This window comes from Kitasatospora sp. NPDC088351, from assembly GCF_040685575.1.
Classification (GTDB): domain Bacteria; phylum Actinomycetota; class Actinomycetes; order Streptomycetales; family Streptomycetaceae; genus Kitasatospora.
In genome coordinates this window covers 75,460-102,021 of record NZ_JBFBIL010000006.1, presented here as the reverse complement: position 1 = coordinate 102,021, position 26,562 = coordinate 75,460, and the positions used below count along the sequence as shown (strand labels likewise).

The window sequence follows — 26,562 nt, the reverse complement described above, 5'->3', positions numbered from 1 at the left end:
GGGCAGCGGCCAGTCACGCGGCGTACGCTGCCGCCATGCCATCTACCCCGATCGGTGCTCTGATCAAGGAACTGCGGGTTGCCTTAGGCATGTCGCAGAACGACCTTGTTGCGCGGCTGGAAGAGGTCACGGGCCAGACGTTCCGGCGAACGGACATCAGCCGCTGGGAGAACGGGGGCAGGACCCCGAAGAAGTGGCTACCTGCGATGGCTACCGTCTTGCAAGTCCCTCTGACCACACTTGAGATGGCGGACGTGGACAGAAGATCGTTTCTTACGACGGCAGCAGCGACAGCGATAGCTCCCGGCACGGCTGCCGATCTACTTCACCATGGCTTCGCGTCGGCGCTGCGCAGCGGTCCCAGCGTGGACGACTGGCAGGATCGCTTGGTGACGTACGGCCGGGACTACATGTCAGCCGGGGCTGCCGAGATTCAGCGCCGCCTTGCCGGTGATCTGGTGGTGCTACAACAGCAGCTCGAACGGCCCGGAATGTGGGACGTGGCAGCCAAGTTGGCGACGCTCTACGCCAAGACGTTCCCGGGCAGCGATGGGGCGCGTGCGGGGAACTGGTACCGGGTCGCTGCCACGATGGCGGACCGCTCGGAGGATGTCACTGCGCGGGTGTGGGTGCGGGGTCGCGCGGCCATCGCGCTGGGCTACGAGGGCGCATCACTGGCGGTCGCCGATCAGATGGCCGACCAAGCCCTAGCCCTCTCTCCTAGGCCGTCCCTCGGGCGCCTGAACGCGCTCATGGGCAAGGCGCACACGGCGGCGATCAGAGGTGACCGACGCGGCGCGCTGACGCTGATGGACGAGGGATGGCGCGTGTTCGAGAAGGCGGCGAGCCCAGCGAACGAGTCGTCCGACTACGCCGTGCCGGAGTGGCGCATGAACGTCTTCTGCTCCCTGCTGTTGGCGCGACTCGGCGAAGAACGGCGCGCCCTGGAAGCGCAAGAGCAGGCTGGGAGGCTGCTCCCGGACAGCCTTCCTCGGTTCCGGACGCACCTGGAGATGCACAAGGGGCTCATGCTGGCGCAGTCGGGCGATCGGGCGGGCGGAATTGCCTACGCGCGTTCGGCGTTGGATGCGCTACCACCCGAGAAGCACTCACTTACGCTGCGGCTCCTCATGGCTGAGGTTGAGGCTGACGCATAGCTGTCTGGCTACCCCCTCTGGCTACCCCCTCGCTGGCGGCCGGTCGGAGGGGGCACGCTCCTGCTCCGATTGTGGATGAGGAGTGGAGCCGATGGCGGCCAGCACCAGCACCAGCACCACCGAGATCGGGACTGAGGCCGACACCAGCGACGGAGTCACGGCCCACAGACGTAAGACGTTGCGACCTCCCAGCAAGCGCGCCAGCCCCGCCCTGATCCGCGCCTGTCAGGCCGACTACCGGAAGGCCCAAGCTGAGGAGCAGCGCCGCCCGCCGAACCCGTTCCAGTTCGCCCCGCTGGACTGGGAGGAAGGGGCGCAGCGTGGTCGGGTCTAGCCCCCGCGAACTCATCCGTCGCATCCTTTCCGCCCTTCCCCCGCCGGAGGTTGAACCCTCCCCGGACGGGTCGGAGTGCGATGGCTGCTCCAAGCTCCACGATGCGATCCGGCGCTACCCCGAAGAGTGGTTCCCGACGATCGCGTGCCACCTTCAGCGCAGCCTCGCACAGCACCTCGCTGCCGATGAGGAGGCGATCCGGGATGGAGCCTGAACCTGAACCGGTGGAGGAACTGGACATCCAGGTGGACGAGGACGACCGGCCTGCCCCACCCCTTGAGCCCGTACCCGAGTCGCCGACCATAACCCGCATCCGGAGCGCCCTCGCGGAGACCAACCGGCGGTCCCGTTGGTGGCGGGCTTGAGTGGACGGCGCGGCCGGACGCAGTGGACCGTGCGTAGGGCCGTCTACTGCCTCGGGTGGCTGTTGTGGGTGGCGGTCGTCACCTTCATCGTGGCCCGAGGAATGAGCGCCTGAAACAGCGAGAAGGGCCCTTGCGTGTCGGGGGGTGGTCTTGTCCTTAGCCATGGGTCCATCCTGGACAACCGCGCTGCGCCGGACGGCGGGCGGTTGTTCGAACCTGATCAGTACTGGCCGTTGTGGTGCCCCGGGCCCATCCGCGTACAGAGTAGTTGTCCCTAGATCGTAGTCCAGATGATCATGGACCAGACGCCGAAGGCGGTCAGGAACCAGGAGGTACGGCGGCTGAGCTTCATGGTGGTCCTCGGCGGGCGGCGGTGTGCAGACGGTGTGCTCCCAGTATGCGCGGGCGGCCGGTCGGCGTACGGCGGGCCCCTCCTGCGGGGGACAGAGCCGGAGTGGCGAACAACGAATCCCCGGAGTGGGTACGGTCTGCTGGTGCCCACTCGCCGTAAGCTCACGCACCTGCTCGCCGCGGTCGCCGCGGCCCTCCCGACCCTCCTGGCCACCCCCTCCGCCGTCGCGGCCCCGTACGCACCCGCTCCCCCGCCGGCCGCGGTGGGCGGCGAACGGCTGGGGCTCCCCGGGGCCCAGGTGGCCCCACTGGCCGGCGCCCCCGCGTTACCGGGCGGCCTCACCGGGCAGTCCTGGATAGTCGCCGACGCGGCGTCAGGAGACGTGCTGGCGGCCAGCAATCCGCATCTGCGGCTCGCCCCGGCCAGCACCCTGAAGATCCTCTTCGCCGACACCGTGCTGCCCAAGTTCGACCGCAACACGGTGCACAAGGTCCGCGACGAGGAGATCACCGGGATCGGCGCCGGCAGCAGCCTGGTCGGCATCAAGGAGAACCTGGAGTACCGGGTCGAGGACCTGTGGCGCGGGGTGTTCCTGAGCTCGGGCAACGACGCGGTGCACGTCCTGGCCCATATGAACGGCGGCATCCGGCAGACCGTGACCGAGATGCAGGCCCGCGCGGACGCCCTCCAGGCCCGCGACACCAGGGTGATCTCGCCCGACGGCTACGACATGGACGGCCAGGTCTCCTCCGCCTACGACCTCACCCTGTTCGCCCGGTCCGGCCTGCGCAATCCCGACTTCCGGACGTACTGCGCCACCCGGGAGGCCCAGTTCCCCGGCGCGGTCGACAAGAACACCGGCCAGCGCGGCAGCTTCGGGATCGCCAACACCGACCGGCTGCTCGGCAAGTACCCCGGCCTGATCGGGGTGAAGAACGGTTTCACCACCAACGCCGGTTCGACCTTCGTCGGCGCGGCCCAACGGAACGGGCGCACCCTGCTGGTGACGGTGATGCACCCGGACACCTACCAGAAGGTCTACGACGAGACGGCGGCGCTGCTGGACTGGGGCTTCGCGGCGGCCGGCAAGGTCACCCCGGTCGGGCGGCTGGTGGACGAGGCCCCGGCCGACGGCGTCGAGCCCACACCGACCGGGCAGGCGGGCGGCACCACCGGCCAGCCCGCGCCGCCGCCGCGCACCTCGACGGCGGCCCAGCCGGCGGCCGGCGCCGACGGGGAGTCCGGGATCGGCCTGGCCGGCCGGCTGGGGATCGCCCTGGCCTTCGTGGTGGTCGGCGGCGGGGCGCTGGTCCTGCTCTGGCGGCGCGTCCACGCCGACTGATCCGGTGGGGGAGCCCGTGCGGCCCGGCCTCAGCCCTGATCCTGAGGCCGGGTCTTCCCCTGCTCCGCCGCAGCCGCCCCGGCCCGGTCCGCCTCCGTCAGCATCGCCCGGGCCCGCTCGCGGGCCCGGTCCCGGGCGGCGGCCGGGTCGGCCAGGGCCGTCCAGGCGACGCAGTACATCAGCAGCCGGCTGACGAAGTTGATCCACAGGAGCAGCGCCACCGGCACGCCGAAGGCCCCGTACAGGCTCTTGCCGGCGACCGATCCCAGGTAGGAGGCGAGCAGGATCTTCAGCAGCTCGAAGCCGACCGCGCCGATCAGCGCGCCCTGCAGCACGTCACGCCGGTGCTGGCCGCCGATCCGGGGGAAGGGCGCCAGCAGGTAGGCGAAGAGCAGGGTGTCGGAGGCGACCGCGATGAGCAGGCCGACGGCGGTCAGCAGATAGCCGCCGGGCCCGCCGGTGCCCAGGCCGATCCAGTCGGCGATCCGGCCCGCCAGGGTCGTCCCGGCGGCCGAGGCGGCCAGCGAGAACAGCGAGACCACGCCGAGGCCGAACAGCACCGCGCAGTCCCAGGCCTTGCGCAGCACCGGGTTGCCGTCGTCCTCGGGCAGTTGCCAGATGTCCCGGATCGAGGTGCGCATGGTGTCCACCCAGCCGAGGCCGGAAACCAGCAGCAACAGGCCGCTGACCAGCCCGACGGTACCGGCGTTGGCCACCAGCGACGGCAGGTTGAGCGCGTCCGAGATGCCGGGCAGCTGGTCGGAGACGCGCTTCTCGATGTCGGCGACCCGGCTGTCGGTGAGGGTCGCGACCGCGATCGCCAGCGCCACGGTGAGCAGCGGGAACAGCGCGAGGAAGCCGAAGAAGGTGACCGCCCCGGCGAGCCGGTTGCCGCGGGCGGCGCTGAAGTGCTCGTACACCCGGTACGGGCGGCTGCGCAGGAGCCGGGCGACGAGCGGGCCGATCACCGGGAGGCGGGTGAGAAAGTCCACCGTCCGGTTATACCGGCCGCTCACCCGAACGGTCGTCAGGCTCCCCGGCCCGCCCCCGACAAAGGGTCAGCGGCCCACCAGGCGGCGGGCCCGGCCGAGCGCGCGGACCGTCTGGTAGGTGCCGTAGCGGCCCTGGCTGAGCAGCTCGGTGCGCAGGCCGGCCACCCCGGCCGGCGGCCGGTAGCCGGCCGGGCGCAGCCGGGCGCAGTGCGCGGCGGCCCGGCGGAAGTACTCGCGGCGGTCACCGGGCGGGATCCGGCCCGGCCTGGAGACCACGGTGTTGAGGTGGTGCAGCATCCGGCCGTAGACCACCGGGCGCCAGTGGTCCAGGTCGGGGCGGCCGTCCAGGAAGGCGAAGACCAGGTCGTACTGGGCGAAGACGTCGAAGTGCTTGCGGCTGGCGGTGGCGAGGATGTTGCCGCCCTCCTGGCGCTGGCGGTAGTGCACCCCGACCTGGTCGAGCAGGGTGATGCTCGCGGCGGCCAGCAGCGCCGGGTACGTCCAGGGGGTGTCCTCGTAGTAGCCCGCGGGGAAGGTGAGGCCCTGTTCGGTGATGAAGCCGCGGCGGTACGCCTTGTTCCAGACCACCTGGAGCAGGTCGAGCAGGTCGGGGCGGGCGGCGAGGCCGAAGACCTCCGGGGAGGCGGCGCCGAAGACGTGGGCCGAGGCGGCCCGGGTGATCCGGCCCTCGGCGTAGGTGCGGGCGTAGTCGTAGACCAGGATGTCCGGGTCGCCGCCGGCCGCGAGCCGGTCGTCGACGGCCTTCAGCAGGCCGGGGGTGAGCGTGTCGTCGCTGTCCAGGAAGACCACGTACTCGCCGGTGGCGACCGCCAGGCCGGCGTTGCGGGCCCGGCCGAGGCCGACGTTCTCCGGCAGGTGGAGCACCCGGACGCGGGGGTCGCGCGCGGCGGCCTCGTCGAGCATCGCGCCGCAGCCGTCCGGGGAGCGGTCGTCCACCGCGATCAGTTCGAGGTCCGGTCCGCCCTGGCCGAGCACGGAGTCGAGGCACTCGGTGAGGTACTCCTGGACCTGGTAGACGGGGACGATGACGCTGAAGCGGGGCATGGGCACAGCGTAGTGGCCGGGCCCCGGCCCGGGCCCATCGCGTCCGGCCTCCGGCGGCCCGGGGGCCCGGAAGGCCGGACGGTAGGATCGACGGGCACGTACGCACCGGTTCAAAGTGCGGTCAGACCCGACCGGGCTGCCACGCTCCTTCCCAAGAAAGGCCTGCGTAGCCGATGGCTCCCCGCCTCTCCATCGTCGTTCCGATCTACAACGTCGAGCGCTATCTCGTCGAATGCCTCGACTCGATCGCCGCCCAGACCTTCACGGACTTCGAGTGCGTCATGGTCGACGACGGTTCGAAGGACGGCAGCGCGGCGCTCGCCGATGCGTACGCGGCCAAGGACTCCCGGTTCCGCCTGGTCCGCCAGGTGAACAAGGGCCTCGGCGCGGCCCGCAACACGGGTATCCGCCACATCGACCCGGACTCCGAGTTCCTCTGCTTCGTCGACAGCGACGACTCGATGCCGCCGAGCGCGTACGAGCTGATGATCAACACGCTGGACGAGACCGGCTCCGACTTCGCCACCGGCAACGTGCTGCGGTTCCGCGCGGTGGGCTACTACCAGTCCGGCGGCCATGTGAAGCCGTTCAAGGAGACCAGGCTCAAGACCCACATCACCGAGATCCCCGCGCTGGTCACCGACCGCACGGCCTGGAACAAGGTGTACCGCCGCTCCTTCTTCGACGCGGCCGGCCTGCTCTACCCCGAGGGCATCCTGTACGAGGACGCCCCGGTCAGCGTGCCGCACCACTACCTCGCCAAGAGCGTGGACGTGCTCTCCGAGCCGATCTACCACTGGCGTGAGCGCGAGGTCGGCGAGATGTCGATCACGCAGATGCGCACCAACCCCAAGGGCCTGATCGACCGGGTGGCCTCGGTGGAGCTGGTCCGCGGCTGGCTGAAGAAGCAGACCGACCCGCGCTTCTCCCAGTACCTGCACTCCTACGACGAGAACACCCTCGTCGAGGAGATCCCGATGTTCTTCTGGTCCGTCGTGGACGGCGACAAGGAGTACCGGGACGCCTACCTCAAGCACGTCAGCCGGCTGCTCCGGGCGATCGGCCCCGAGCACGTCCGCAAGCTGCGCGCGCCGCTGCGGCTGAAGTACCACCTGACCCTCCAGGGCCGGATCGACGAGTTCGTCGAGCAGATGAAGTTCGAGGGCGAGAGCAACGGCGGCGCTCCGGCGCGCGGCCTGCTGCGCCCGTACGCCGACTACCCGTTCCTGCGCGGCGGGCGCAAGAGCGTGCCGGCCGGCGTCCTCAAGCTGGACAACTCGCTGGTCATGCGCAGCCGGCTGTACGAGTCGGCCTGGGTCGGCGGCAGGCTCCAGCTGACCGGGCACGCCTACCCGGAGCAGCTCGGTGCCGAGAACCGGCACGACATGGTCAAGGTGCTGGTGCTGCGCGAGGCCAAGGGCCGCCGGGTGCTGGCCGTGCCGACGAAGGCGCAGTACAGCCCGGAGGCCACCGCCAGCTCCAAGCACGACCTGTACAACTGCGACTGGGCCGGTTTCACCGCCAGCATCGACCCCAAGCGGCTGAAGCAGCGGGGCCAGTGGAAGGACGGCAACTGGCGGGTGCTGGTGGCCGGCGCCGGCAAGGGCGGCGTCTACAAGGGCCGGATCTCGGCCGGCTGGAGCGACACCGCGCAGTACATCCCGGCGCACTGGGTCGAGCCGGACGTGCGGATCGTGCCGTGGGTCCGCGACGGCCACGTCTACCTGCGGGTGGAGAACGTGCGCGCCCGGGTGACCGGCCTGGCCGGACAGGGCGGCCGGGTGGAGCTCTCCGGCGCGGCCCGCTCCGGCCCGGACCTCGCCGGGGCCCGGTTCAAGCTCACCCACGTCGAGTCCGACCGCGAGCTGCTGTACCCGCTGGAGCTCGGTACCCCCGTCGGGATGCTCCAGCCGTTCAGCACCTCCTTCCCGGTGGACGAGCTGACCGCCGTCCGCGAGGCCTGGGCCGCGCTCGACCCGGTCGCCAACGAGCGCAGCCGCGACCGCTGGGACACCGCCCTGCTGCTCGCCGACGGCTCCACCGTCCCGGTGGCGCTGGACGACCGCAGCGCCCCCGAGCGGCTGCACCTCGCGCTGAACCCGCTGGCCCCGGTCCACGAGCGCCGCGCGCTGTACTCCAAGCCCTCCCCCGGCGGCTACCTCCAGCTCTCCGACCAGCTGCTGCAGCCGGTGGTGGAGGAGGTCGCCTCCCGCGGCGCCGACGGCTTCCTGCTCAGCGGCACCTTCCCGCTGCCCGGCACGCACCGCTGGGAGCTGGTGGTCCGGCACAACTGGCGGGAGGAGGAGCACGCGTACCCGGTGGAGATCGCGGACGGCCGGTTCCGGGCCGCGCTGCCGCCGGTGCCGACGGCCTCCTTCGCCGGCCGGGTGCCGCTCGCCCAGGGCACCTGGGACGTCTTCTTCCGCCCGGTCGGCGCCCAGGCCGGCATCACCGCGCAGTCGCCCGCGCTGATCGCGCCCGAGTGCTTCGACTCGCTGCCGCTGGAGGTGGAGTCGCGCGGCAAGCGGATCGTGCTGGAGCGCCGCCACTACGACGGCCTCTCGCTGGAGTCGCACTCCGCGCTGCTGCCCGAGGAGCGCAGCGGCTACCGGCAGCGCCAGCTGCGCGGTGTCGACTACCCGGCCGCCCGCCGGCACCCGCTGCGCGACACCGTGCTCTACAACGTCGCGCTCGGCGGGCTCTACGCGGACTCGCCGCGGGCGATCCACGAGGAGCTGGTCCGCCGGGGCCTGCCGCTGGAGCACCTGTGGGGCAGCGACGACCTGCAGGCCGAACTGCCGCAGACGACCGGCGCGATCCGGCTCTGGAGCCCCGAGTGGTTCGAGGCGCTGGCCACCGCCAAGTACATCGTCACCAGCGCGCACCTGCCGGACTTCTTCGTCCGCCGCCCCGGCCAGGTGGTCGTGCAGACCTGGCACGGCAGCCCGCTGAAGCAGATCGGGTACGACTTCGAGAAGGTCTGGTTCACCGACGCCAACTACCTGAAGGGCGTCGCCAAGGAGGTCCCGAACTGGAACCTGCTGGTCGCCGGGAGCCGCTTCGCGGCGCCGGTGCTGCGCCGCGCGTTCGACTTCAAGGGCGAGATCCTGGAGAGCGGTTCGCCGCGCAACGACCTGCTGTTCGCCCCCGACCGGGAGAAGACCGCCGAGCAGGTCCGCGAGCGGCTCGGTCTGCCCGAGGGCAAGAAGGTGGTGCTGTACGCGCCGACCTTCCGGGAGGACCGCCGCCGTCCGAACGGCGGTTACCAGCTGGACCTGCGGATCGACCTGGAGGCCGCCAAGGCCGCCCTCGGCGACGACCAGGTGCTGCTGGTGCGCCGGCACAGCGTGATGTGCGGTCAGATCCCCGGCGCCGGAAACGGCTACATCTGGGACGTGGGCAGCTACCCCGACATGGCCGAACTGCTGCTGGTCGCCGACGTGCTGGTCACCGACTACACGGCGACGGTGTTCGACTTCGCCGCGACCGGCAAGCCGATGCTGTTCTTCACGTACGACCTGGAGCACTACCGCGACAACCTGCGCGGCTTCAGCATCGACTTCGAGTCGGAGGCGCCCGGCCCGCTGCTGGCCACCTCCGAGGAGCTGGTCGCCGCGCTGGGCCGGGTGGACGAGCTGGCCGGCGAGTACGCCGGCAAGTACACGGCGTTCCGCGAGGCGTACTGCGACCTGGACGACGGCCAGGCCGCCGCCCGCGTGGTGGACGGCATGCTCCGGCAGGAGTAGCGGCGGCGCTCCGCCGCACCCTCCGAGGCGCCCGACGCGACGACCGCGTCGGGCGCCTCGGCGCTCTCCGGCGGCCGGCCACACGCTCGCGGATCCGGGGCGGGCCAGCCTCCGGTCAGGCGAAGGAGTAGCCCCGCCAGGGCCGCCAGACCTCGTCGGCGTCGAACCGGGAGAGGCCGAACCCCGGCACCGGGAAGGACGCCTGGAAGGCCCGGGCCTGCTCGTGGGCCTGGTCCAGCACGTCGTCCGACAGGCCGTGCGCCACCGTGACGTGCGGGTGGTAGGGGAAGGCCAGTTCCCGGGCCAGCGGGCCGGAGCGGATGTCCGCCTCCAGCAGCCGGCACTCCTGCGTGCCCTCCTCGACCCGGACGAAGACCACCGGCGAGACCGGGCGGAAGCTGCCGCCGCCCCGCAGCACCATCCGGAACGGCCGGTGCGCGGCGGCCACCGCCGCCAGGTGCTCCTCGATCTTCGGCAGCAGCGCGGCCGGCACCTCGGTCGGCGGCAGCAGCGTGACGTGCGTGGGTATCGACCGGGCCAGCGGATCGCCGTGCCCGGCCCGCGCGTCCTGGATCGCCGAGCCGTACGGATCCGGGACGCTCACGGACACGCCGATGGTGACGACCTCGGGGAGGTCGCCACCACCGGGCAGGCTCGCGAGCGGCATCACCGCTTGGCGGCCGGGAGGAAGCCGATCCGGTCGTACACCGTCTCCAGCGTCTGCGACGCCACCGCGCGGGCCTTCTCGGCCCCGATCGCCAGCACCCGGTCCAGCTCGGCCGGGTCGTCCAGGAAGGTGTGGGTGCGCTGCTGGAAGGGCGTCACCCACTCGGTGAACAGCTCGGCCAGCTCGGTCTTCAGGGCGCCGTACATCCGGCCCTCGAAGTGCGCGACCAGCTGGTCGATCGACTGGCCGCTGAGCGCGGAGTGAATGCGCAGCAGGTTGGAGACGCCGGCCTTCTCCTCCTCGTCGTAGGAGACGACGGTGCCGGTGTCGGTGACGGCGCTCTTGAACTTCTTGGCGCTCGCCTTCGGGTCGTCCAGCAGGTTCACCAGGCCCTTGGCCGAGGAGGCGGACTTGCTCATCTTGGCGCCCGGGTCCTGGAGGTCCAGGATCTTGGCCGTCTCCTTGAGGATGTACGGCTTGGGCACCGTGAAGGTGGGCCGGTAGCGGGTGTTGAAGCGCTCCGCGAGGTCGCGGGTGAGCTCCAGGTGCTGGCGCTGGTCCTCGCCGACGGGCACCGCGTCCGCCTGGTAGAGCAGGATGTCGGCGATCTGGAGGACCGGGTAGGTGAAGAGGCCGACCGAGGTGCGGTCGCTGCCCTGCTTGGCGGACTTGTCCTTGAACTGGGTCATCCGGGCGGCCTCGCCGAAGCCGGTGAGGCAGTTCATCACCCAGGCGAGCTGCGCGTGCTCGGGCACGTGGGACTGGACGAACAGGGTGCAGTGCTCCGGGTCCAGGCCCGCGCCGAGCAACTGGGCGGCGGAGATCCTGGTGTTCTGGCGCAGCGTCGCCGGGTCCTGCTCGACGGTGATCGCGTGCAGGTCGACCACCATGTAGAAGGCGTCGTTGGCCTCCTGGAGATCGACCCACTGGCGCACCGCGCCGAGATAGTTGCCGAGGTGGAACGAGCCGGAGGTGGGCTGGATGCCGGAGAGCACCCGGGGACGGTCCTTGACCGGACCAGTGACCGCTGCGTTGACCATGGGGGTCATTGTTCCAGTTCCACCGACCGGTCAGGAAACCTCTGCCCCGGGAGGTTCCGGCAGTGTGACGGCACTCACCCTGACCCGGGCGATCCGGCGGCCCTCCAGCTTCGCCACCGTCAGCAGGACGCCGTCGGCCCCGTCGGCGATCCGGACGTGGTCGCCGTCGGCCGGCAGCCGGCCGAGCGCCGCCACCAGGCAGCCGGCCACCGTCTCGTACGGGCCCTCGGGCAGGGCGACGCCGGTCTCCTCGGCGAAGTCGCCCAGGTTCAGCAGGCCGTCCAGCTCCATGCCGCCGCCGGCCAGCCGGCGGGTGGTGGTGGGCTCCTGGGAGTCGTACTCGTCGCGGATCTCGCCGATCACCTCCTCGACCAGGTCCTCCAGGGTGACGATGCCGGCGGTGCCGCCGTACTCGTCCACCACGATCGCCAGGTGATGGCCCTCACGGCGCATCTCGCCCATCGCCGCCAGCACCCGTTTGGTGCCGGGCAGCAGCTTGACCGGGCGGGCCAGGTCGCGGACCTTCACGGCCTGCTCGCCGCGGGCGCCGTAGAGGTCGCGGACGTGGACGAAGCCGGTCACCGCGTCGTAGCTGCCCTCGACCACCGGGTAGCGCGAGTGCGGGGAGGAGTCGGCCTGCTCGCGGACCTCGGCCAGCGGGCGTTCGGCGTCCAGGAAGGTCACCTCGGTGCGCGGGACCATCACCTCGCGCAGCTGGCGCTCCCCGGCGGAGAACACGTCCGCGATCAACGCCCTTTCGTCACTGCCGAGTTCGGTGTTGGTGGCGACCAGGCCGCGCAGCTCCTCGGAGCTCATCGAGCCGCGCCCGGCCGCCGGGTCGCCGCCGAGCAGGCGGACCATCAGGTTGGTGGAGTGCCCGAGCAGCCAGATCACCGGGCGCAGCGCCACCGACATCACGTCCACCACCGGTGCGGCGAGCACGGCGATGGAGTCGGCCCGCTGGAGGCCGATCCGCTTGGGGGTGAGCTCGCCGAGCACCAGCGAGGCGTAGCTGATCAGCAGGGTCAGCCCGACCAGGGCGAGGGCGTCGGCGACGCCCTCGGAGAGCCCGGCCCGGACGAACAGCGGCGCCACCTTGCCGGCCAGGGTGTCCGCGCCGAAGGCGGCGGACAGGAAGCCCATGCAGGTCACGCCGACCTGGACGGCGGCCAGGAACCGGTTCGGGTCGGCCGCGAGGTGCGCGGCCCGGGCGGATCTGCGGGTGCCGCGCGCCGCCAGCGATCTGATCTGGCCCTCGCGCAGCGAGATCAGCGAGATCTCGGCGACGTTGAACAGCCCGCCCAGCATGATGAAGACGAGGACGAGCGCCGCGTCCTCGAGGGTTTCGGTCACAGCGGGTCAGTGTAGGACCGGCCGGCGGCCGGGGACGGGACGCCGCGTGGACCGGCCGGCGGCCGGTCCGCACGACGGCCCGCCTCCTCCGGAGAGGCGGCGGGCCGTCGGACGTTCCGTGGTGGCGGGGCTCAGATGAGGCCCAGCTCCTGGACCGCGTCGCGCTCCTCGGTCAGCTCCTGGACCGAGGCGTCGATGCGGGCGCGGGAGAAGTCGGAGATCTCCAGGCCCTGGACGATCTCGAAGGAGCCGTCCTTGGTGGTGACCGGGAAGGAGGAGATCAGGCCGGCCGGGACACCGTAGGAGCCGTCGGAGACGACACCCATCGAGGTCCAGTCGCCCTCGGCGGTGCCGTTGACCCAGGTGTGGACGTGGTCGATGGCGGCGTTGGCGGCCGAGGCGGCCGAGGAGGCGCCACGGGCCTCGATGATGGCGGCGCCGCGCTTGGCGACGGTCGGGATGAAGGTCTCCGTCAGCCAGGCCTGGTCGCTGCCGATGGCCTCGAAGGCGGGCTTGCCGGCGATCTCGGCCTGGAACACGTCCGGGTACTGGGTCGCGGAGTGGTTGCCCCAGATGGTGACCTTCTTGATGTCGGCCACGGTGGCGCCGGTCTTGATGGCCAGCTGGCCGACCGCGCGGTTGTGGTCCAGACGGGTCATCGCGGTGAAGCGCTCGGCCGGCACGTCCGGGGCGTTGCGCTGGGCGATCAGGGCGTTGGTGTTGGCCGGGTTGCCGACGACCAGGACCTTGATGTCGTCCGCGGCGTGGTCGTTGATGGCCTTGCCCTGCGGACCGAAGATGCCGCCGTTGGCCTGCAGCAGGTCGCCGCGCTCCATGCCCGCGGTGCGCGGACGGGCGCCGACCAGCAGGGCGACGTTGGCGCCGTCGAAGGCCTCGCCCGCGTTGTCGGTGATCTTGATGTCGCGCAGCAGCGGGAAGGCGCAGTCGATGAGCTCCATCGCGGTGCCCTCGGCGGCCTTGAGGCCCTGCGGGATCTCCAGGAGGCGCAGGTTCACCGGCACGTCGGCGCCGAGCAGGTGGCCCGAGGCGATGCGGAAGAGCAGCGCGTAGCCGATCTGGCCGGCCGCTCCGGTGATGGTGACGTTGACGGGGGTGCGGGTCATTTCTACCTTCTCCAGCAAATCGCCAGGTGCCCCAGGCACACCGGCGCACTGGAGCCGAGGACGGTCTCTCGACATCGAGAGACCGGCGTCAGGTTATCGCAAAGGGAAGCGTACGCCGCGGGTGCGGTCGTGGCAGATAGGTCACAGACGGCGGCGGCCCCCGCCCGGGATGCCGGGCGGGGGCCGCCTGGGGCCGGACCGCTCAGTGCTTGGGACGGCCGATCAGGTTGCCGATGTTGTCCAGCAACGGCATCTCCAGCCACGGGTTGGGCTGGGCCACCAGGGTCAGCAGCACGATCGACACGCCGAGGAAGGTCAGCACGATCACGTCGGTGAAGCGGCTGCGCACCGCCAGCATGCCGACCTCGGGCAGGACCAGCCGCAGCACCGCGCCGAGCAGCACACCGCCGCCGAGGATCAGCAGCCCGTACTTGAAGCCGTCCTTGAAGTCGGCGAACCAGGTGACCGCGAGCCCGGCGCCGACCACCAGCAGGACCAGCGTTATCGGCCACTGGCGGACCGGCAGGGCGTGTTCACGGCCCAGGGCCGCCGCCGAGCCCTCGGGCGGCAGGGTGCCGGTGGTCTTGACCGGCGGCCTGCGCCGGGTCCGCACCGGTCGGGGTTCGCTCATGCCTGGCCGCTCCCCCGGTGTCAGATGCCGGCGCGGCGCTCGGCCGCCTCGACGATGTTGTTGAGCAGCATGGCACGGGTCATCGGGCCGACGCCGCCGGGGTTCGGGGAGATCCAGCCGGCCACCTCGGCCACGCCCGGGTGCACGTCCCCGACGATCTTGCCCTCGCTGCGGCTGACGCCGACGTCCAGCACGGCGGCGCCCGGCTTGACGTCCTCCGGCTTGACCAGGTGCGGCACACCGGCCGCGGCCACGACGATGTCGGCCTTGCGCAGGTGGTAGGCGAGGTCACGGGTGCCGGTGTGGCAGAGGGTGACGGTGGCGTTCTCGCTCCGGCGGGTGAGCAGCAGGCCGATCGAGCGGCCGACGGTGACGCCGCGGCCGATCACGACCACCTCGGCGCCGTTGATCTCGACGCCGTGCCGGCGCAGCAGCTCGACGATGCCGAGCGGGGTGCAGGGCAGCGGCCCCTCGATGCCCAGCGCCAGCCGGCCGAGCGAGGTGGGGTGCAGGCCGTCCGCGTCCTTGTCCGGGTCCATCAGCTCCAGGACCGGGTTCTGGTCGAGGCCCTTGGGCAGCGGGAGCTGGACGATGTAGCCGGTGCAGGCCGGGTCGGCGTTGAGCTCGCGGACGACGTTCTCGACGTCCTCCTGGGTGGCGGTGGCGGGCAGCTCGCGCTGGATCGAGGCGATGCCGACCTCGGCGCAGTCCTTGTGCTTTCCGTTGACGTACCAGCGGCTGCCCGGGTCGTCGCCGACCAGGACGGTGCCGAGGCCGGGCGTGACGCCCTTGGCCTTGAGGGCCGCCACGCGGGCGGCGAGTTCGGACTTGATCGCGGCGGCGGTGGCCTTGCCATCGAGAATCTGGGCAGTCATGAGCCCATTCTCCCGGATCGGGGCGGCCGTCCGTGCCAGGCCCCGGCGGGTACCGGACATGCTGAGCACGTTGCGGTTGCGCCACAGTCCGGTCCGGCGCGCGGGCACGGCTGGACATCGCCCGGCCGCCCGGTTGACGATATGCGGGCATTCCCCGCCGCTTCCGGCCCTGTGACGGGCCGACGGAACACCGGCGGGGGCGTAACCGGGGGAAAGAACCAGTGAGCCGACCAGACCAGACAGTGCCGCCCGACCACCGCGGCATCGCGTTGTCAGAACCGCGGCCGTCGATGCTCCTGTTCCCACGTCGCTGAGCCGCGTCCGGCGCCGGGCATCCGCGCCGCCCTGTCAGTGCGCTCCGCTACTGTCCCGTCCGGCCGGTGGTCCGTCCCTCCGGTCCGTCCCGGGTCCTCCGCTGTCCCGTCCCCACGTCCCCATCCTGCCCGGAGGCATCGATGAGCTACCCGTCCGACCCGAACAACCCGTACGGCCAGCAGCCCCCGCCGCCGCCGCAGCAGCCGCCCGGGTACGGCTACCCGCAGCAGGCCCCGCCGGCCGCCGGGTACGGCTACCCCCAGCAGGCCCCGCCGGCCGCCGGATACGGCTACCCCCAGCCGCCGCAGCAGCAGGCGTACGGGTACGCGCCGATGCCGGGCACCATCCAGGCCAACAACGGCTACATCAACATCGCGCACCTGGGCACGGTGAAGATCGCCACCATGGGCCAGCGGTTCCTGGCCCGGCTGATCGACTTCGCGGCGGTCGGCGCGGTCTTCGCGCTGGCGGCGGCGCTCGGCCTGGCCAGCGCGGTGGGCATCGCCAAGGACCAGAAGGACTGCGTCTACACCCCGGGCAACCTGACGGCGTACAACGACTGCGTGGCCCAGAACCAGGATGCCGCCAACGGCATCGCGGTGACCTTCCTGATCGGCTTCGGGCTGCTGGCCGCGTTCAACCTGCTGTACGAGTGGCTGATGGTCTCCCTCGCGGGCGCCACGCTCGGCAAGATGGCGATGGGCCTGCGGGTCGTCAAGGAGAGCAACGGCGGGCACCCCGGCGTCGGCGGCGGCTTCATCCGCTTCATCATCCCGATCGTCGGCGGCATCCTCTGCTACATCGGCGCCCTGCTGGTGTACCTGTCGCCGTTCTTCGACAACTCCGGGAAGCTGCAGGGCTGGCACGACCGTGCCGCCGGCACCCTGGTGATCAAGAAGTAACGCGCACCGCACGACAGAGCGGCCCGGTCCCCTCCGCGGAGGGGACCGGGCCGCTCTGTCACGCCGTCACCGGGATCAGTGGAAGAAGTGGCGGGTGCCGGTGAAGTACATGGTCACGCCGGCCTCGGCGGCGGCCGCGATCACCTCTTCGTCGCGGATCGAACCGCCCGGCTGCACCACGGCCTTCACGCCGCCCTCGATCAGGATCTGCAGGCCGTCGGCGAACGGGAAGAACGCGTCGGAGGCCGCGTACGAGCCCTTGGCCCGCTCGCCGGCCCGCTCGACCGCGAGCTTCGCCGAGTCGACCCGGTTGACCTGGCCCATGCCGACGCCCACCGAGGCGCCGCCCTTGGCCAGCAGGATGGCGTTGGACTTGACCGCCCGGCAGGCCCGCCAGGCGAAGGCCAGCTCGGCCAGCCCGGCCTCGGTCAGCGCCTCGCCGGTGGCCAGCGTCCAGGTCGCCGGGTCGTCGCCCGCGGCGTGCACCCGGTCGGCGTCCTGGAGCAGCACGCCGCCGGAGATCGGGCGGACCTCCTGGCGGTTGGCCGGTGCCTCGGGGGCGAGCAGCACCCGGAGGTTCTTCTTGCGGGCCAGCACCTCGACGGCGCCGTCCTCGTACGCCGGGGCGACGACGACCTCGGTGAAGATCGGCGCGATCTGCTCGGCCAGTTCGACGGTGACCGGGCGGTTGACGGCGATCACGCCGCCGTACGCGGAGACCGGGTCGCACTCGTGCGCCTTGCGGTGCGCCTCGGCGACGTCGGCGCCGGTCGCGATGCCGCACGGGTTGGCGTGCTTGATGATCGCGACGGCCGGCTCGGCGTGGTCGTACGCGGCGCGGCGGGCGGCGTCGGTGTCGACGTAGTTGTTGTACGACATCTCCTTGCCGTGCAGCTGCTCGGCGCCGGCCAGGCCCCCGGTGCCGTCCACGTACAGCGCGGCGCCCTGGTGCGGGTTCTCGCCGTAGCGCAGCACGTTCTGCCGCTCCCAGGTGGCGCCCAGGAACTCGGGGAACCGCTCGTCGCTGGGCGCGTAGCCGGCCTCGAACCAGGAGGCGACCGCGACGTCGTACGCGGCGGTGTGCGCGAACGCGGCACCGGCCAGGCGCTTGCGGGTGGCCAGGTCGAAACCGCCCTCCTGGGCGGCCTTCAGGACGTCGCCGTAGCGGGCCGGGTCGACCACGACGGCGACCGACGGGTGGTTCTTGGCGGCGGCGCGGACCATGCTCGGGCCGCCGATGTCGATCTGCTCGACACACTCGTCCGGGGTGGCGCCGGAGGCGACCGTGGCCTTGAACGGGTAGAGGTTCACCACGACCAGGTCGAAGGGCTCGACGCCCAGTTCGGCCAGCTGGGCGCGGTGCGACTCCAGGCGCAGGTCGGCGAGCACGCCGGCGTGCACGCGGGGGTGCAGCGTCTTCACGCGCCCGTCCAGGCACTCCGGGAAGCCGGTCAGCTCGGAGACCTCGGTCACCGGCACACCGGCGGCGGCGATCCGGCCGGCGGTGGAGCCGGTGGAGACGATGGAGACCCCGGCGGCGTGCAGGCCCTGGGCCAGCTCCTCCAGACCGGTCTTGTCGTACACGCTGATCAGCGCACGACGGATCGGACGGATGTTCTCGGAGACAGGGGGGGTGGTGGAGCTGGCACTCATGCCGGGATCCATACCTTTCGGTCCTCGATGCGGTGGCCCTCGCGGGCCAGCCGGCCCACGACGTCGACGAGCAGCTTGCGCTCGACAGTCTTGATGCGCTCGTGCAGCGCTTCGCCGCCATCGGCGTGGTCGGCGTCGGTGACCTCCACGACGCCCTGCGCGATGATCGGCCCGGTGTCCACTCCGGCGTCGACCAGGTGGACGGTGCAGCCGGTGACCTTCACTCCGTACGCGAGCGCGTCGGGGACGCCGCGCGCACCGGGGAAGGACGGCAGCAGTGCGGGGTGGGTGTTGACGATCCGTCCGGCGAAGGCCTCGATGAACCCGGGGCCGAGGATCTTCATAAAGCCTGCCGTGACCACCAGGTCCGGCTCATACGTCGCGACGGAGGAGGTCAGCGCGCGGTCCCAGCCGGCCCGGTCGGGGAAGTCCTTCACCCGGTGCACAAAGGTCGGCAGGCCGGCGCGGTCCGCGCGCTCCAGGCCCGCGATGGCGTCGCGGTCCGCGCCGACGGCCACGATCTCCGCTCCGAAGGCCGGATCGGCGACGGCGTCGATCAGCGCCTGCAGGTTGGTGCCCGAACCGGAGACCAGCACCACCAGGCGGGCCGGTCCGGGCTTGCGGGGCGGGAAGAGCTGAGCGGGGGCGGCGGCCACTGCGCGATTCTCCGTAGGTCAGGGGCCGCCCGCTGGTACGTCCACCGGCGGTGGGGCCACTACGAACGGCAGGTCGAGCGAGGGGGAACACCCGGGAAACCCGCCGCGACGCGGGCCCGCGGGAACCTGGGTGAGCTGCTGACCGTCACCACGATAACGGCTGGTCGGACGGCCTCCGAAACACCCGGACGGCGCTACGCGCGTAGTTGAGACGGGGATCTCTCCGGACCACCCACCGCGGATCCGGACCCCGACCGCGGGCCCCCGAATCGGCCCACGCGCGGCTGCGGGATCATAGGGTGCGTGGGCACCTGCCCCACGAACCGAGAAGGAATGGCTGAACCATGAGCAGCGGTGACAACACCGGCGAGCGCAACCCCTTCGCGCCGCCGCCGGCGGATGCCCCGGACCAGCCGTGGCAGCCGCGCACTCCCCCGCCCGCCGAGGGCGGGGAGGCACCCGACGACGCGGCCTCCGAGGAGCGTCCGCAGGTCCCGCCGCCGCACCCGTGGAGCCCGGGCCACCAGGGCGGCGGCTGGCACCCCCGGCCGCCCGCGCCGCAGCAGCCCCGGCTCGACCCCGGCGACCCGGCCCAGCGCCGGGCCCGCAACGCGGCCCTGGCCGGGATGGCGTCGCTGGTCTGCGCGATCGCCGGGATCTACTACGTCGCGCTGTTCGTCGGCGCGCTCGCCATCCTCTGGGGCGTCAACGCGATGCGGGCGCCCAAGCCGGCCACCGGCACCACCACCGGCGGCACGCCCACCGCGGCCGCCGCCGTGCCCGCCACGCCGAACCCGCTGACCCCGGCGGCGCTCGGCGGTGTGCTCACCGGGGCGGTGACGGTGGTCTTCGTGTCCTGCGTGATCGGGCTCAGCCTGTACTACAACGACTACGTCACCTGCGTCCGGGACTCGCTCACCGCGACCGGCGAGCAGGGCTGCGACCGGCTCGCGCCCAAGTGGTACGTGGACATCGCCACCAAGGGCGAGTAGGCAGCGGCCCGTCGAGGGGGCAGGTCGGCCGGGGCGGTCGGCGGCGGGAACGGTCGGCGACAGGGGCGGGCAGGGCTCAGCCCGCGCCGTCCGCGCGCCCGCCCAGCCGCACCACCACCGCGTACGCCCGGGCGCGCAACGCCAGCGCGCTCCGGCGCGCACGACCCGCGAGCGCCGGGCCACCACGCAGCGCCCCGAACCGCACCAGCAGCGCGCCCGGCACCGCCACCGCGGCGACCCAGCCCGCGGCCGCCAGGCCCGTCCGCCACGGCACCGGGCCCAGCCGAGCCATCCGGCCGCCGGCCAGCGCGCCGCCCGAGAACCCGCCCAGCACCGCCGCCGCGGCGCCGGTCAGCAGCGCCGCCGCCAGCACCGCCGCGACCGTCGCGACCGGATGCCACGGGGCGCCCTCGCCGCGCCGCCCGGCCGCCGCCCGGCCCAGCAGCAGGGCCGGCACCACCCCGGCCAGCGCGGGCAGCAGGCAGGCGAGCAGCCGCCAGCCGCCCGCGCCCGACTCCGGCAGCAGCGCGAACAGCGGGAACTCGGGCACCGGCCCCAGCACCGTGCCGGACGGCGCCACCACCGTCCCGGCCCCGGCGGCGAAGCCCGGGCCCAGCGCGTACGCCGTGCCCCAGAGCACCGCGTTGGGCAGCAGGACCAGACTGAGCAGAACCAGTCCGGCCACGGCGGCCGGGCCGGCGGCGAGCGGGGTCGCCCCGCGCCCGCCGCCGGCCGCCGCGTCCAGCAACGCCGCCACGGCGACCACCACCCCGCCCGCGGCCACCAGGGCCGCCCCGGCCGCCAGCGCCGCCGCACGGACCACGGGCGCGCCGCCGGTGGCGCGGGCCCAGACCGGCACCCGCCCGCAGAAGGCCGACCAGCACGCCCGGCCGCGCTCCCCCGACCGGACCGAACGGACACCCGCGGCGGTCGCGGCGGCGGCCAGCAGCGCCACCGCCAGCACGTCCGGCAGCACCCGGCTGCGGAACGCGCCGCCGCCCGAGCACTGCACCACCACCCCGGCCGCCACCGCGCAGTAGCCGGCCCAGACCGCCACCGGGCCGCTCCGGCGCGCCCGCAGGCCCCGGCGGGACGCCACCCGGGCGCCCATGCGGTGGAGCTGACCCACCGCCAGCAGGCCGAGCAGCAGCGGGGTGACGGTCAGCGGGGCGTCCACACCCCCGCGCAGCACCGGCGCGCCGTGCCCGAGCAGCCAGAGCGCTCCGGCCAGCCGGGCGGCGCCGGGCGCACCGTCGTCCGCGTACGGGGTCACCACCCAGAGCCCGAGCACCGGCACCGCGACCACGGCCAGACCGAGCAGCGCCGTCCGCACCCCGACGAGCAGGTCGGCCAGCACGGGTCTGGCGCCCAGTTCGCCCGGCACTTCCAGGATCGGACGGCCCATCAGCTGCGTCATGCGCCTCATGGTGCCAAGGCGACTCGCCATGCTCCGTGAAGGGGCAAACCGCCGTCGTGTCCCAGATTATTGGCTTATGCGCATTTTCAGACCATGCTCTCACGCCGCCGCCCCCACTTCGGCGCGGAACGTCTGATGACCACCCCGCCGACCGCCGAGCGCCCCGACGGCTCCCCCGACGGCTCCCCCGCCGACGGCCAGCCCGCGCCGCAGGACCGTTCGGGAAAGGGCCGGTCCGGACCCGGCCGCACCGCGAAGGCCGCCGGAGACGCCGGCGCCACCGCCCGCACCGAGGAGGAAATTTTCCGGCTGCTACGGCGGCTGACGCCGCGTGAGGTCCAGGTGCTGGCCCACCTCGCGGCCGGCCAGGACCTCGCCCGGTCGGCGGCGGCGCTCGGGGTCACCCCGGACACCGTCCGCGGCTGGCTGCACCGGGCCATGCGGAAGCTCGGCACCCGGACCCCTGCCGAGGCCGCCGCCCTCGCCGCCCTGCTGAGCCCCGCGCGGACCGCGCCCGCGGGGAACGGGCCGGACGGAACCGCCGGGCCCGACGAACCTCCGGGCGTACGCACCGCCGGGCCGGGCGCCGCGACCGCCGGGGACCGCCCGGAGCCGGGTGGCGGCCCCGCCCGGCGGCCCCCGGTGGTCGGCACGGAGCGGAGGCGGCAGCCGCCCGGTACCGGCTCCCCCGACGGGGCGGGCACCCGGCCCGCGGACCCGGCCCGGCCGGGCGCCGGGCGGCAGCCCGTCGTCGGCACCGGGCAGCGGCCCGCGCCGACCGCGCCGACGGACGCCAGGCCCCCCGGTGAACCGGCCTCCCGTCACGGCGCCCATGACGGCTACGGTGCCCACGACCGTCAGGGGGCCGGCGCCGGGCACCCGCCCGCGTGGTCCGCGGTCACCCCGGCCCCGCCGCCCGCCCCGGCGGTCCGCGCCCCCGTCGCCTCGTTCGAGGAGTCGTACGAGACCGCCCACACCCGGCTGGTGCAGCAGGTGTTCCTCGTCGCCACCTGCAGGCACCGGGCCGTGCACTGCGTCGGCCGGGCCTTCGGGGAGGCCCGGCGGCGGTGGGAGGAGGTGGTGGCCGGCGGCGACCCGGAGGTCTGGGTCCGGGTGCGCGCCTGCGACCTGGCGCTCTCCCCCTGGCACCGGGGCGGTCCGCGCCGGGCGCACGTCTGGCGGCTGCCGCACCGGCGGATCAGGGTCCGCCCGGCCGACGAGTCCCAGCCGGTGCTGCCGGACCACGACCGTCTCACCGACCGCGACCACGCCCTGCTCAAGGCGCTCAAGCGGCTCTCCCGCCCGCAGCGCCGGGCGCTGGTGCTGCACGACGGGCTGGGGCTGCCCGCCACCGCCGTCGCGGTCGAGGTGGAGTCGACGCTGACGGCCGCCGAGGGCCGGGTCTGGGCCGCCCGGACGGCGCTGGCGCACTGGGTGCCGGACCTGGTCGGGCCGGATCCGACGGCGGACGGCTTCGCCGACCGGCTCAGCGGGCTGCTGCACCGGGCGGCCGTCCGCGCCTGCCCGGAGCCGCACCGCTCACCGGTCCCGGTGCTGCGCGCACGCAGCGGGCTGCGCAACGCCGCCCGGACCGGGGCGGCGGCGCTGCTCACGGTGGCGGTGAGCGGTGCGGCGGTGGCGACCCTGGCCGGCGAAGGGCCGTCGGTGCTGTTCCGCCCGTCCGCGCCGCCCACCCCGGTGCTCTGCGTCCCGGCCGAGAAGGACGCCGTCCCGGCCCTCCCCGACGGCCCGGAGCCCGGTGTCCGCAGTTTCTGGTGCAGCACCGCCCCGGGCGTCGAAGCCGTCATGGTGGCCCCCCCGCCGCCCCGGGCCGCCCGCCCGTGGGAGCTGACCACCACCAGGCACGCCGCGCCGCTGCCGCCGCCGCCCGGGCCGGTGGACTGCACCCGCCGGCCGCTCCGCCCCTGCGCGGCGGACGACGGCTGAGCACGGCGGAGGCGGAAACGTCGAGCGCCCCTGCCCGGACCGGACAGGGGCGCTCGACGAGCGGGGCGAGCGTCAGCCGATGAGCTCGCGCGCCAGGCGGGCGGTCTCGGACGGCGTCTTGCCGACCTTGACACCGGCGGCCTCGAGGGCCTCCTTCTTCGCCTGGGCGGTGCCCGAGGAGCCGGAGACGATGGCGCCGGCGTGGCCCATGGTCTTGCCCTCGGGGGCGGTGAAGCCCGCGACGTAGCCGACGACCGGCTTGGTGACGTGCTCGGCGATGTAGGCCGCGGCACGCTCCTCGGCGTCGCCGCCGATCTCACCGATCATGACGATCAGCTCGGTCTCCGGGTCCTCCTGGAACGCCTTGAGGGCGTCGATGTGGGTGGTGCCGATGACCGGGTCACCGCCGATGCCCACGGCCGAGGAGAAGCCGATGTCGCGCAGCTCGTACATGAGCTGGTAGGTCAGGGTGCCGGACTTCGAGACCAGGCCGATCTTGCCGGAGGTGGTGATGTCGGCCGGGATGATGCCGGCGTTCGACTGTCCGGGGCTGATCAGGCCGGGGCAGTTCGGGCCGATGATCCGGGTCTTGTTGCCCTTCGAGCCCGCGTACGCCCAGAAGGCGGCGGTGTCGTGCACCGGGACGCCCTCGGTGATGACGACGGCCAGGCCGATCTCGGCGTCGATGGCCTCGACGACGGCGTCCTTGGTGAACTTCGGCGGCACGAAGATGACGGTGACATCGGCACCGGTCTTCTCGATGGCCTCGGCGACGGTGCCGAAGACGGGCACCTCGGTGCCGTCGACGTCCACGGTGGTGCCGGCCTTGCGCGGGTTCACACCGCCGACGATCCGGGTGCCGGAGGCGAGCATGCGGCGGGTGTGCTTCATGCCCTCGGAGCCGGTCATGCCCTGGACGATGACCTTGCTGTCCTTGGTAAGGAAGATAGCCATGGTGTTAAGTCCCCTTCCTTACTTGTTGGCCAGCTCGGCGGCGCGGTCGGCCGCACCGTCCATGGTGTCCACCTGCTGCACCAGCGGGTGGTTGGCGTCGGTCAGGATCTTACGGCCCAGCTCGGCGTTGTTGCCGTCGAGGCGGACGACCAGCGGCTTGCTGACCTCCCCGCCCTTCTCCGCCAGCAGGGCCAGCGCCTGGACGATGCCGTTCGCGACGGCGTCGCACGCGGTGATGCCGCCGAAGACGTTGACGAAGACCGACTTGACGTCGGCGTCGCCGAGGATGATCTCCAGGCCGTTGGCCATGACCTCGGCCGAGGCGCCGCCACCGATGTCGAGGAAGTTCGCGGGCTTCACGTTGCCGTGCTTCTCGCCGGCGTAGGCGACGACGTCGAGGGTGCTCATGACGAGACCCGCGCCGTTGCCGATGATGCCGACCTCGCCGTCGAGCTTGACGTAGTTCAGGCCCTTGGCCTTCGCCGCCGCCTCCAGCGGGTTGGCGGCGGCCTTGTCCTCGAGCGCCTCGTGCCCGGGCTGACGGAACTCGGCGTTCTCGTCCAGGGAGACCTTGCCGTCCAGCGCGATGATCTTGCCCTCACCGGACTTGATCAGCGGGTTGACCTCGACGAGGAGCGCGTCCTCGGCGATGAAGACCTTCCACAGCTTCTGCAGGACCTCGGCGACCTGGTCGGCGACCTCGGCCGGGAACTTCGCCGCGGCGACGATCTCGGCGGCCTTCTCCGGGGTGCAGCCCTCGTTGGCGTCGACCGGGATCTTGGCGAGCGCGTCCGGGTTCTCCTCCGCGACGACCTCGATCTCCACGCCGCCCTCGACGCTGGCCATGGCCAGGAAGGTGCGGTTGGTGCGGTCCAGCAGGAACGAGACGTAGTACTCGTCCTTGATGTCCGCGGTCTGGGCCAGCATCACCTTGTGAACGGTGTGGCCCTTGATGTCCATGCCGAGGATCGCCTCGGCCTTGGCGACGGCGTCCGCCGGGTCGGCGGCGAGCTTCACGCCACCGGCCTTGCCTCGGCCACCCACCTTCACCTGAGCCTTGACGACGGCGCGGCCGCCGAAGCGCTCCGCGATGGCGGCAGCGTCTGCGGCAGTCTCGATGACATCGCCGTCAAGCACGGGCACACCGTGCTTGGCGAAGAGGTCCCTCGCCTGGTACTCGAACAGGTCCACGTGTTTGTCCTTGTTCGTGGTCGCGGATTGTGTCTCTACGAGCGTGCCACGGCAGGATCTTCGCTGCGGGTCGTCGGGGCGGTGCGGGTACGCAGAAGAACGGCCTTGCGGCCCACACAGCCACGGGCGCACACGTCAATCAACACGCGCGTCACGTCCGTCTGGCAGGTTATCCCCGGACGACGGGAGTGTTTCGCCCGGGACCGGCCAGTCTTTGGTGAGAACCGTCACAGCCAGCCTACGGGGGTCCGTCACAGGCCCTGTCCTGCGGCGGACCGGGTTCGCGCATCCGGGTGAATCCGCGCCCCCGGCCGTTACACCCCCTGGTCGGGCACCGGTATGGGGCGCTTCTCGATCGCCGCCGCCATGATCTCCGGGAAGACGTCCGGGGTGCAGGCGAACGCCGGGGCGCCGAGCGCGGCCAGTGCCGCGGCGTGCGCGTGGTCGTACGCGGGCGCACCTTCGTCGGAGAGCGCGAGCAGCGCGATGAACTGGACGCCGGCCGCCTTCATCGCCGCCACCCGCTTGAGCATCTCGTCGCGGATTCCGCCCTCGTAGAGGTCGCTGATCAGCACCACGACGGTCTCGGACGGGCGGGTGATCCTCGACTGGCAGTAGGCGAGCGCCCGGTTGATGTCGGTGCCGCCGCCGAGCCGGGTGGCGAACAGGACGTCCACCGGGTCGGTGAGCTGCTCGGTGAGGTCCACCACCGAGGTGTCGAAGACGACCAGCCGGGTGTCCAGGCTCCTCATCGAAGCGAGCACCGCGCCGAACACCGCCGAGTGCACCACGGACGGCGCCATCGAGCCGGACTGGTCGATGCAGAGGATGACGTCCTTCTTCACCGCGCGCTGCGCACGGGCGTAGCCGACCAGCCGCTCGGGGACGACCGTGCCGTACTCGGGCAGGTAGTTCTTCAGGTTGGCCCGGATGGTGCGGTCCCAGTCGATGTCGCGGTGGCGCGGGCGGTTCACCTTGGCACTGCGGTCCAGCGCGCCGCCCAGGGTGGCCCGGGTGCGGTCGGCGAGCCTGCGCTCCAGCTCGGCGACCACCTTGCCGACCACCGCGCGGGCGGTCTCCCGGGTGGTCTCCGGCAGCGCGTGCTTCAGCGAGAGCAGGGTGCCGACCAGGTGGACGTCCGGCTCGACGGCCTCCAGCATCTCCGGCTCCAGCAGCAGGTGGTCCAGGCCGAGCCGGGTGATGGCGTCCTGCTGCATCAACTGCACGACGGTGGAGGGGAAGTACTCGCGGATGTCGCCCAGCCAGCGCGCCACCTGCGGCGCCGAGCCGCCCAGGCCGGCGCTGCGGCGGCCGCCCGTCGCGGCCCTGCCCTCCGGCGGAGCCCCGCGGTACAGCGCGGCGAGCGCACCGTCCATGGCGGCGTCCCGGCCGCGCAGCGCACAGCCCGTCCCGTCCGCCTCGCCGCCGAGCACCAGCCGCCAGCGGCGCAGCCGTTCCTCGGCGGCGGGGGAGGTGGTCACTGCCATCGGAT

20 protein-coding genes and 1 pseudogene are annotated in these 26,562 nt (G+C 72.7%); 7 read left to right on the top strand and 14 right to left on the bottom strand.

Annotated features, from left to right (window positions below; all coding sequences use genetic code 11):
- Positions 1–35 precede the first annotated feature (35 nt).
- The 3 genes from AB0P06_RS06805 to AB0P06_RS06795 all read left to right on the top strand — a co-directional run bounded on the left by AB0P06_RS06805 (position 36) and on the right by AB0P06_RS06795 (position 3,550).
- A complete protein-coding gene (locus AB0P06_RS06805) occupies positions 36–1,157 on the top strand; it encodes a helix-turn-helix transcriptional regulator (protein WP_363605595.1) in 1,122 nt (373 codons plus the stop codon).
- A gap of 91 nt (positions 1,158–1,248) precedes the next feature.
- A complete protein-coding gene (locus AB0P06_RS06800; protein ID WP_363605593.1) occupies positions 1,249–1,491 on the top strand; it encodes a hypothetical protein in 243 nt (80 codons plus the stop codon).
- Between the two features lie 922 nt (positions 1,492–2,413).
- Entirely contained in the window at positions 2,414–3,550 is a 1,137-nt protein-coding gene (locus AB0P06_RS06795) for a D-alanyl-D-alanine carboxypeptidase (RefSeq protein WP_363605799.1), read from the top strand.
- Positions 3,551–3,579: 29 nt separating this feature from the next.
- Here the strand turns inward: AB0P06_RS06795 and AB0P06_RS06790 are convergent, their stop codons facing one another.
- Complete coding sequence (locus AB0P06_RS06790; RefSeq protein WP_363605591.1) at positions 3,580–4,542, bottom strand: YihY/virulence factor BrkB family protein; 963 nt, start codon at positions 4,540–4,542, stop codon at positions 3,580–3,582.
- A 78-nt stretch (positions 4,543–4,620) separates the two neighbouring features.
- A pseudogene (locus AB0P06_RS06785) lies at positions 4,621–5,607 on the bottom strand (glycosyltransferase); the annotation flags it as partial.
- 173 nt (positions 5,608–5,780) lie between these two features.
- Between AB0P06_RS06785 and AB0P06_RS06780 the strand changes: the two are divergent.
- Positions 5,781–9,353, top strand: coding sequence for a bifunctional glycosyltransferase family 2 protein/CDP-glycerol:glycerophosphate glycerophosphotransferase (locus AB0P06_RS06780; RefSeq protein ID WP_363605589.1), 3,573 nt, complete (start codon positions 5,781–5,783; stop codon positions 9,351–9,353).
- A gap of 115 nt (positions 9,354–9,468) precedes the next feature.
- Here the strand turns inward: AB0P06_RS06780 and AB0P06_RS06775 are convergent, their stop codons facing one another.
- The 6 genes from AB0P06_RS06775 to AB0P06_RS06750 all read right to left on the bottom strand — a co-directional run bounded on the left by AB0P06_RS06775 (position 9,469) and on the right by AB0P06_RS06750 (position 15,043).
- The gene (locus tag AB0P06_RS06775; RefSeq protein ID WP_363605588.1) at positions 9,469–10,020 is read right to left on the bottom strand and encodes a 2'-5' RNA ligase family protein; all 552 of its coding nucleotides are present in this window, start codon (positions 10,018–10,020) and stop codon (positions 9,469–9,471) included.
- A complete protein-coding gene (trpS, locus tag AB0P06_RS06770) occupies positions 10,020–11,060 on the bottom strand; it encodes a tryptophan--tRNA ligase (protein ID WP_363605586.1) in 1,041 nt (346 codons plus the stop codon). The genes AB0P06_RS06775 and trpS overlap by 1 nt, the downstream gene beginning before the upstream one ends.
- Positions 11,061–11,090: 30 nt before the next feature.
- The gene (locus tag AB0P06_RS06765) at positions 11,091–12,413 is read right to left on the bottom strand and encodes a hemolysin family protein (protein ID WP_363605585.1); all 1,323 of its coding nucleotides are present in this window, start codon (positions 12,411–12,413) and stop codon (positions 11,091–11,093) included.
- Positions 12,414–12,544: 131 nt separating this feature from the next.
- Positions 12,545–13,537, bottom strand: a complete 993-nt coding sequence (locus AB0P06_RS06760; RefSeq protein WP_363605583.1) for a malate dehydrogenase — start codon at positions 13,535–13,537, stop codon at positions 12,545–12,547.
- Positions 13,538–13,739: 202 nt separating this feature from the next.
- Positions 13,740–14,168 (bottom strand): DUF3017 domain-containing protein, encoded by a 429-nt coding sequence (locus tag AB0P06_RS06755; RefSeq protein WP_363605582.1) that lies wholly within the window; start codon positions 14,166–14,168, stop codon positions 13,740–13,742.
- Positions 14,169–14,188: 20 nt separating this feature from the next.
- Positions 14,189–15,043 carry a bifunctional methylenetetrahydrofolate dehydrogenase/methenyltetrahydrofolate cyclohydrolase gene (locus AB0P06_RS06750; RefSeq protein ID WP_350593833.1) on the bottom strand — a complete coding sequence of 285 codons (855 nt, stop codon included), beginning with the start codon at positions 15,041–15,043 and terminating at the stop codon, positions 14,189–14,191.
- Positions 15,044–15,498: 455 nt separating this feature from the next.
- Between AB0P06_RS06750 and AB0P06_RS06745 the strand changes: the two genes are divergently transcribed.
- Positions 15,499–16,260 carry an RDD family protein gene (locus AB0P06_RS06745; RefSeq protein WP_363605580.1) on the top strand — a complete coding sequence of 254 codons (762 nt, stop codon included), beginning with the start codon at positions 15,499–15,501 and terminating at the stop codon, positions 16,258–16,260.
- A 75-nt stretch (positions 16,261–16,335) separates the two neighbouring features.
- Here the strand turns inward: AB0P06_RS06745 and purH are convergent, their stop codons facing one another.
- The gene (gene purH, locus AB0P06_RS06740; RefSeq protein WP_363605579.1) at positions 16,336–17,913 is read right to left on the bottom strand and encodes a bifunctional phosphoribosylaminoimidazolecarboxamide formyltransferase/IMP cyclohydrolase; all 1,578 of its coding nucleotides are present in this window, start codon (positions 17,911–17,913) and stop codon (positions 16,336–16,338) included.
- Positions 17,910–18,569: a phosphoribosylglycinamide formyltransferase gene (gene purN / locus AB0P06_RS06735; protein WP_363605578.1), complete on the bottom strand. Its 660-nt coding sequence runs from the start codon at positions 18,567–18,569 to the stop codon at positions 17,910–17,912. Before purN ends, purH begins: the two co-directional genes overlap by 4 nt.
- Positions 18,570–18,913: 344 nt before the next feature.
- On the opposite strand from purN, the gene AB0P06_RS06730 reads away from it, so the two are divergent.
- On the top strand, positions 18,914–19,561 hold the full coding sequence (locus AB0P06_RS06730) for a hypothetical protein (RefSeq protein WP_363605577.1): 648 nt from the start codon (positions 18,914–18,916) through the stop codon (positions 19,559–19,561).
- A gap of 76 nt (positions 19,562–19,637) precedes the next feature.
- On the opposite strand, the gene AB0P06_RS06725 is transcribed toward AB0P06_RS06730, so the two are convergent.
- Entirely contained in the window at positions 19,638–20,978 is a 1,341-nt protein-coding gene (locus tag AB0P06_RS06725) for a DUF6350 family protein (protein WP_363605575.1), read from the bottom strand.
- 135 nt (positions 20,979–21,113) lie between these two features.
- On the opposite strand from AB0P06_RS06725, the gene AB0P06_RS06720 reads away from it, so the two are divergent.
- A complete protein-coding gene (locus AB0P06_RS06720; RefSeq protein ID WP_363605574.1) occupies positions 21,114–22,925 on the top strand; it encodes a LuxR C-terminal-related transcriptional regulator in 1,812 nt (603 codons plus the stop codon).
- A gap of 72 nt (positions 22,926–22,997) precedes the next feature.
- On the opposite strand, the gene sucD is transcribed toward AB0P06_RS06720, so the two are convergent.
- The 3 genes from sucD to AB0P06_RS06705 form a co-directional block, all read right to left on the bottom strand.
- Complete coding sequence (gene sucD, locus AB0P06_RS06715) at positions 22,998–23,879, bottom strand: succinate--CoA ligase subunit alpha (RefSeq protein ID WP_363605572.1); 882 nt, start codon at positions 23,877–23,879, stop codon at positions 22,998–23,000.
- 18 nt (positions 23,880–23,897) lie between these two features.
- On the bottom strand, positions 23,898–25,070 hold the full coding sequence (sucC, locus tag AB0P06_RS06710; RefSeq protein ID WP_363605571.1) for an ADP-forming succinate--CoA ligase subunit beta: 1,173 nt from the start codon (positions 25,068–25,070) through the stop codon (positions 23,898–23,900).
- A gap of 314 nt (positions 25,071–25,384) precedes the next feature.
- Complete coding sequence (locus AB0P06_RS06705) at positions 25,385–26,557, bottom strand: VWA domain-containing protein (protein ID WP_363605570.1); 1,173 nt, start codon at positions 26,555–26,557, stop codon at positions 25,385–25,387.
- Between the last annotated feature and the right edge of the window lie 5 nt (positions 26,558–26,562).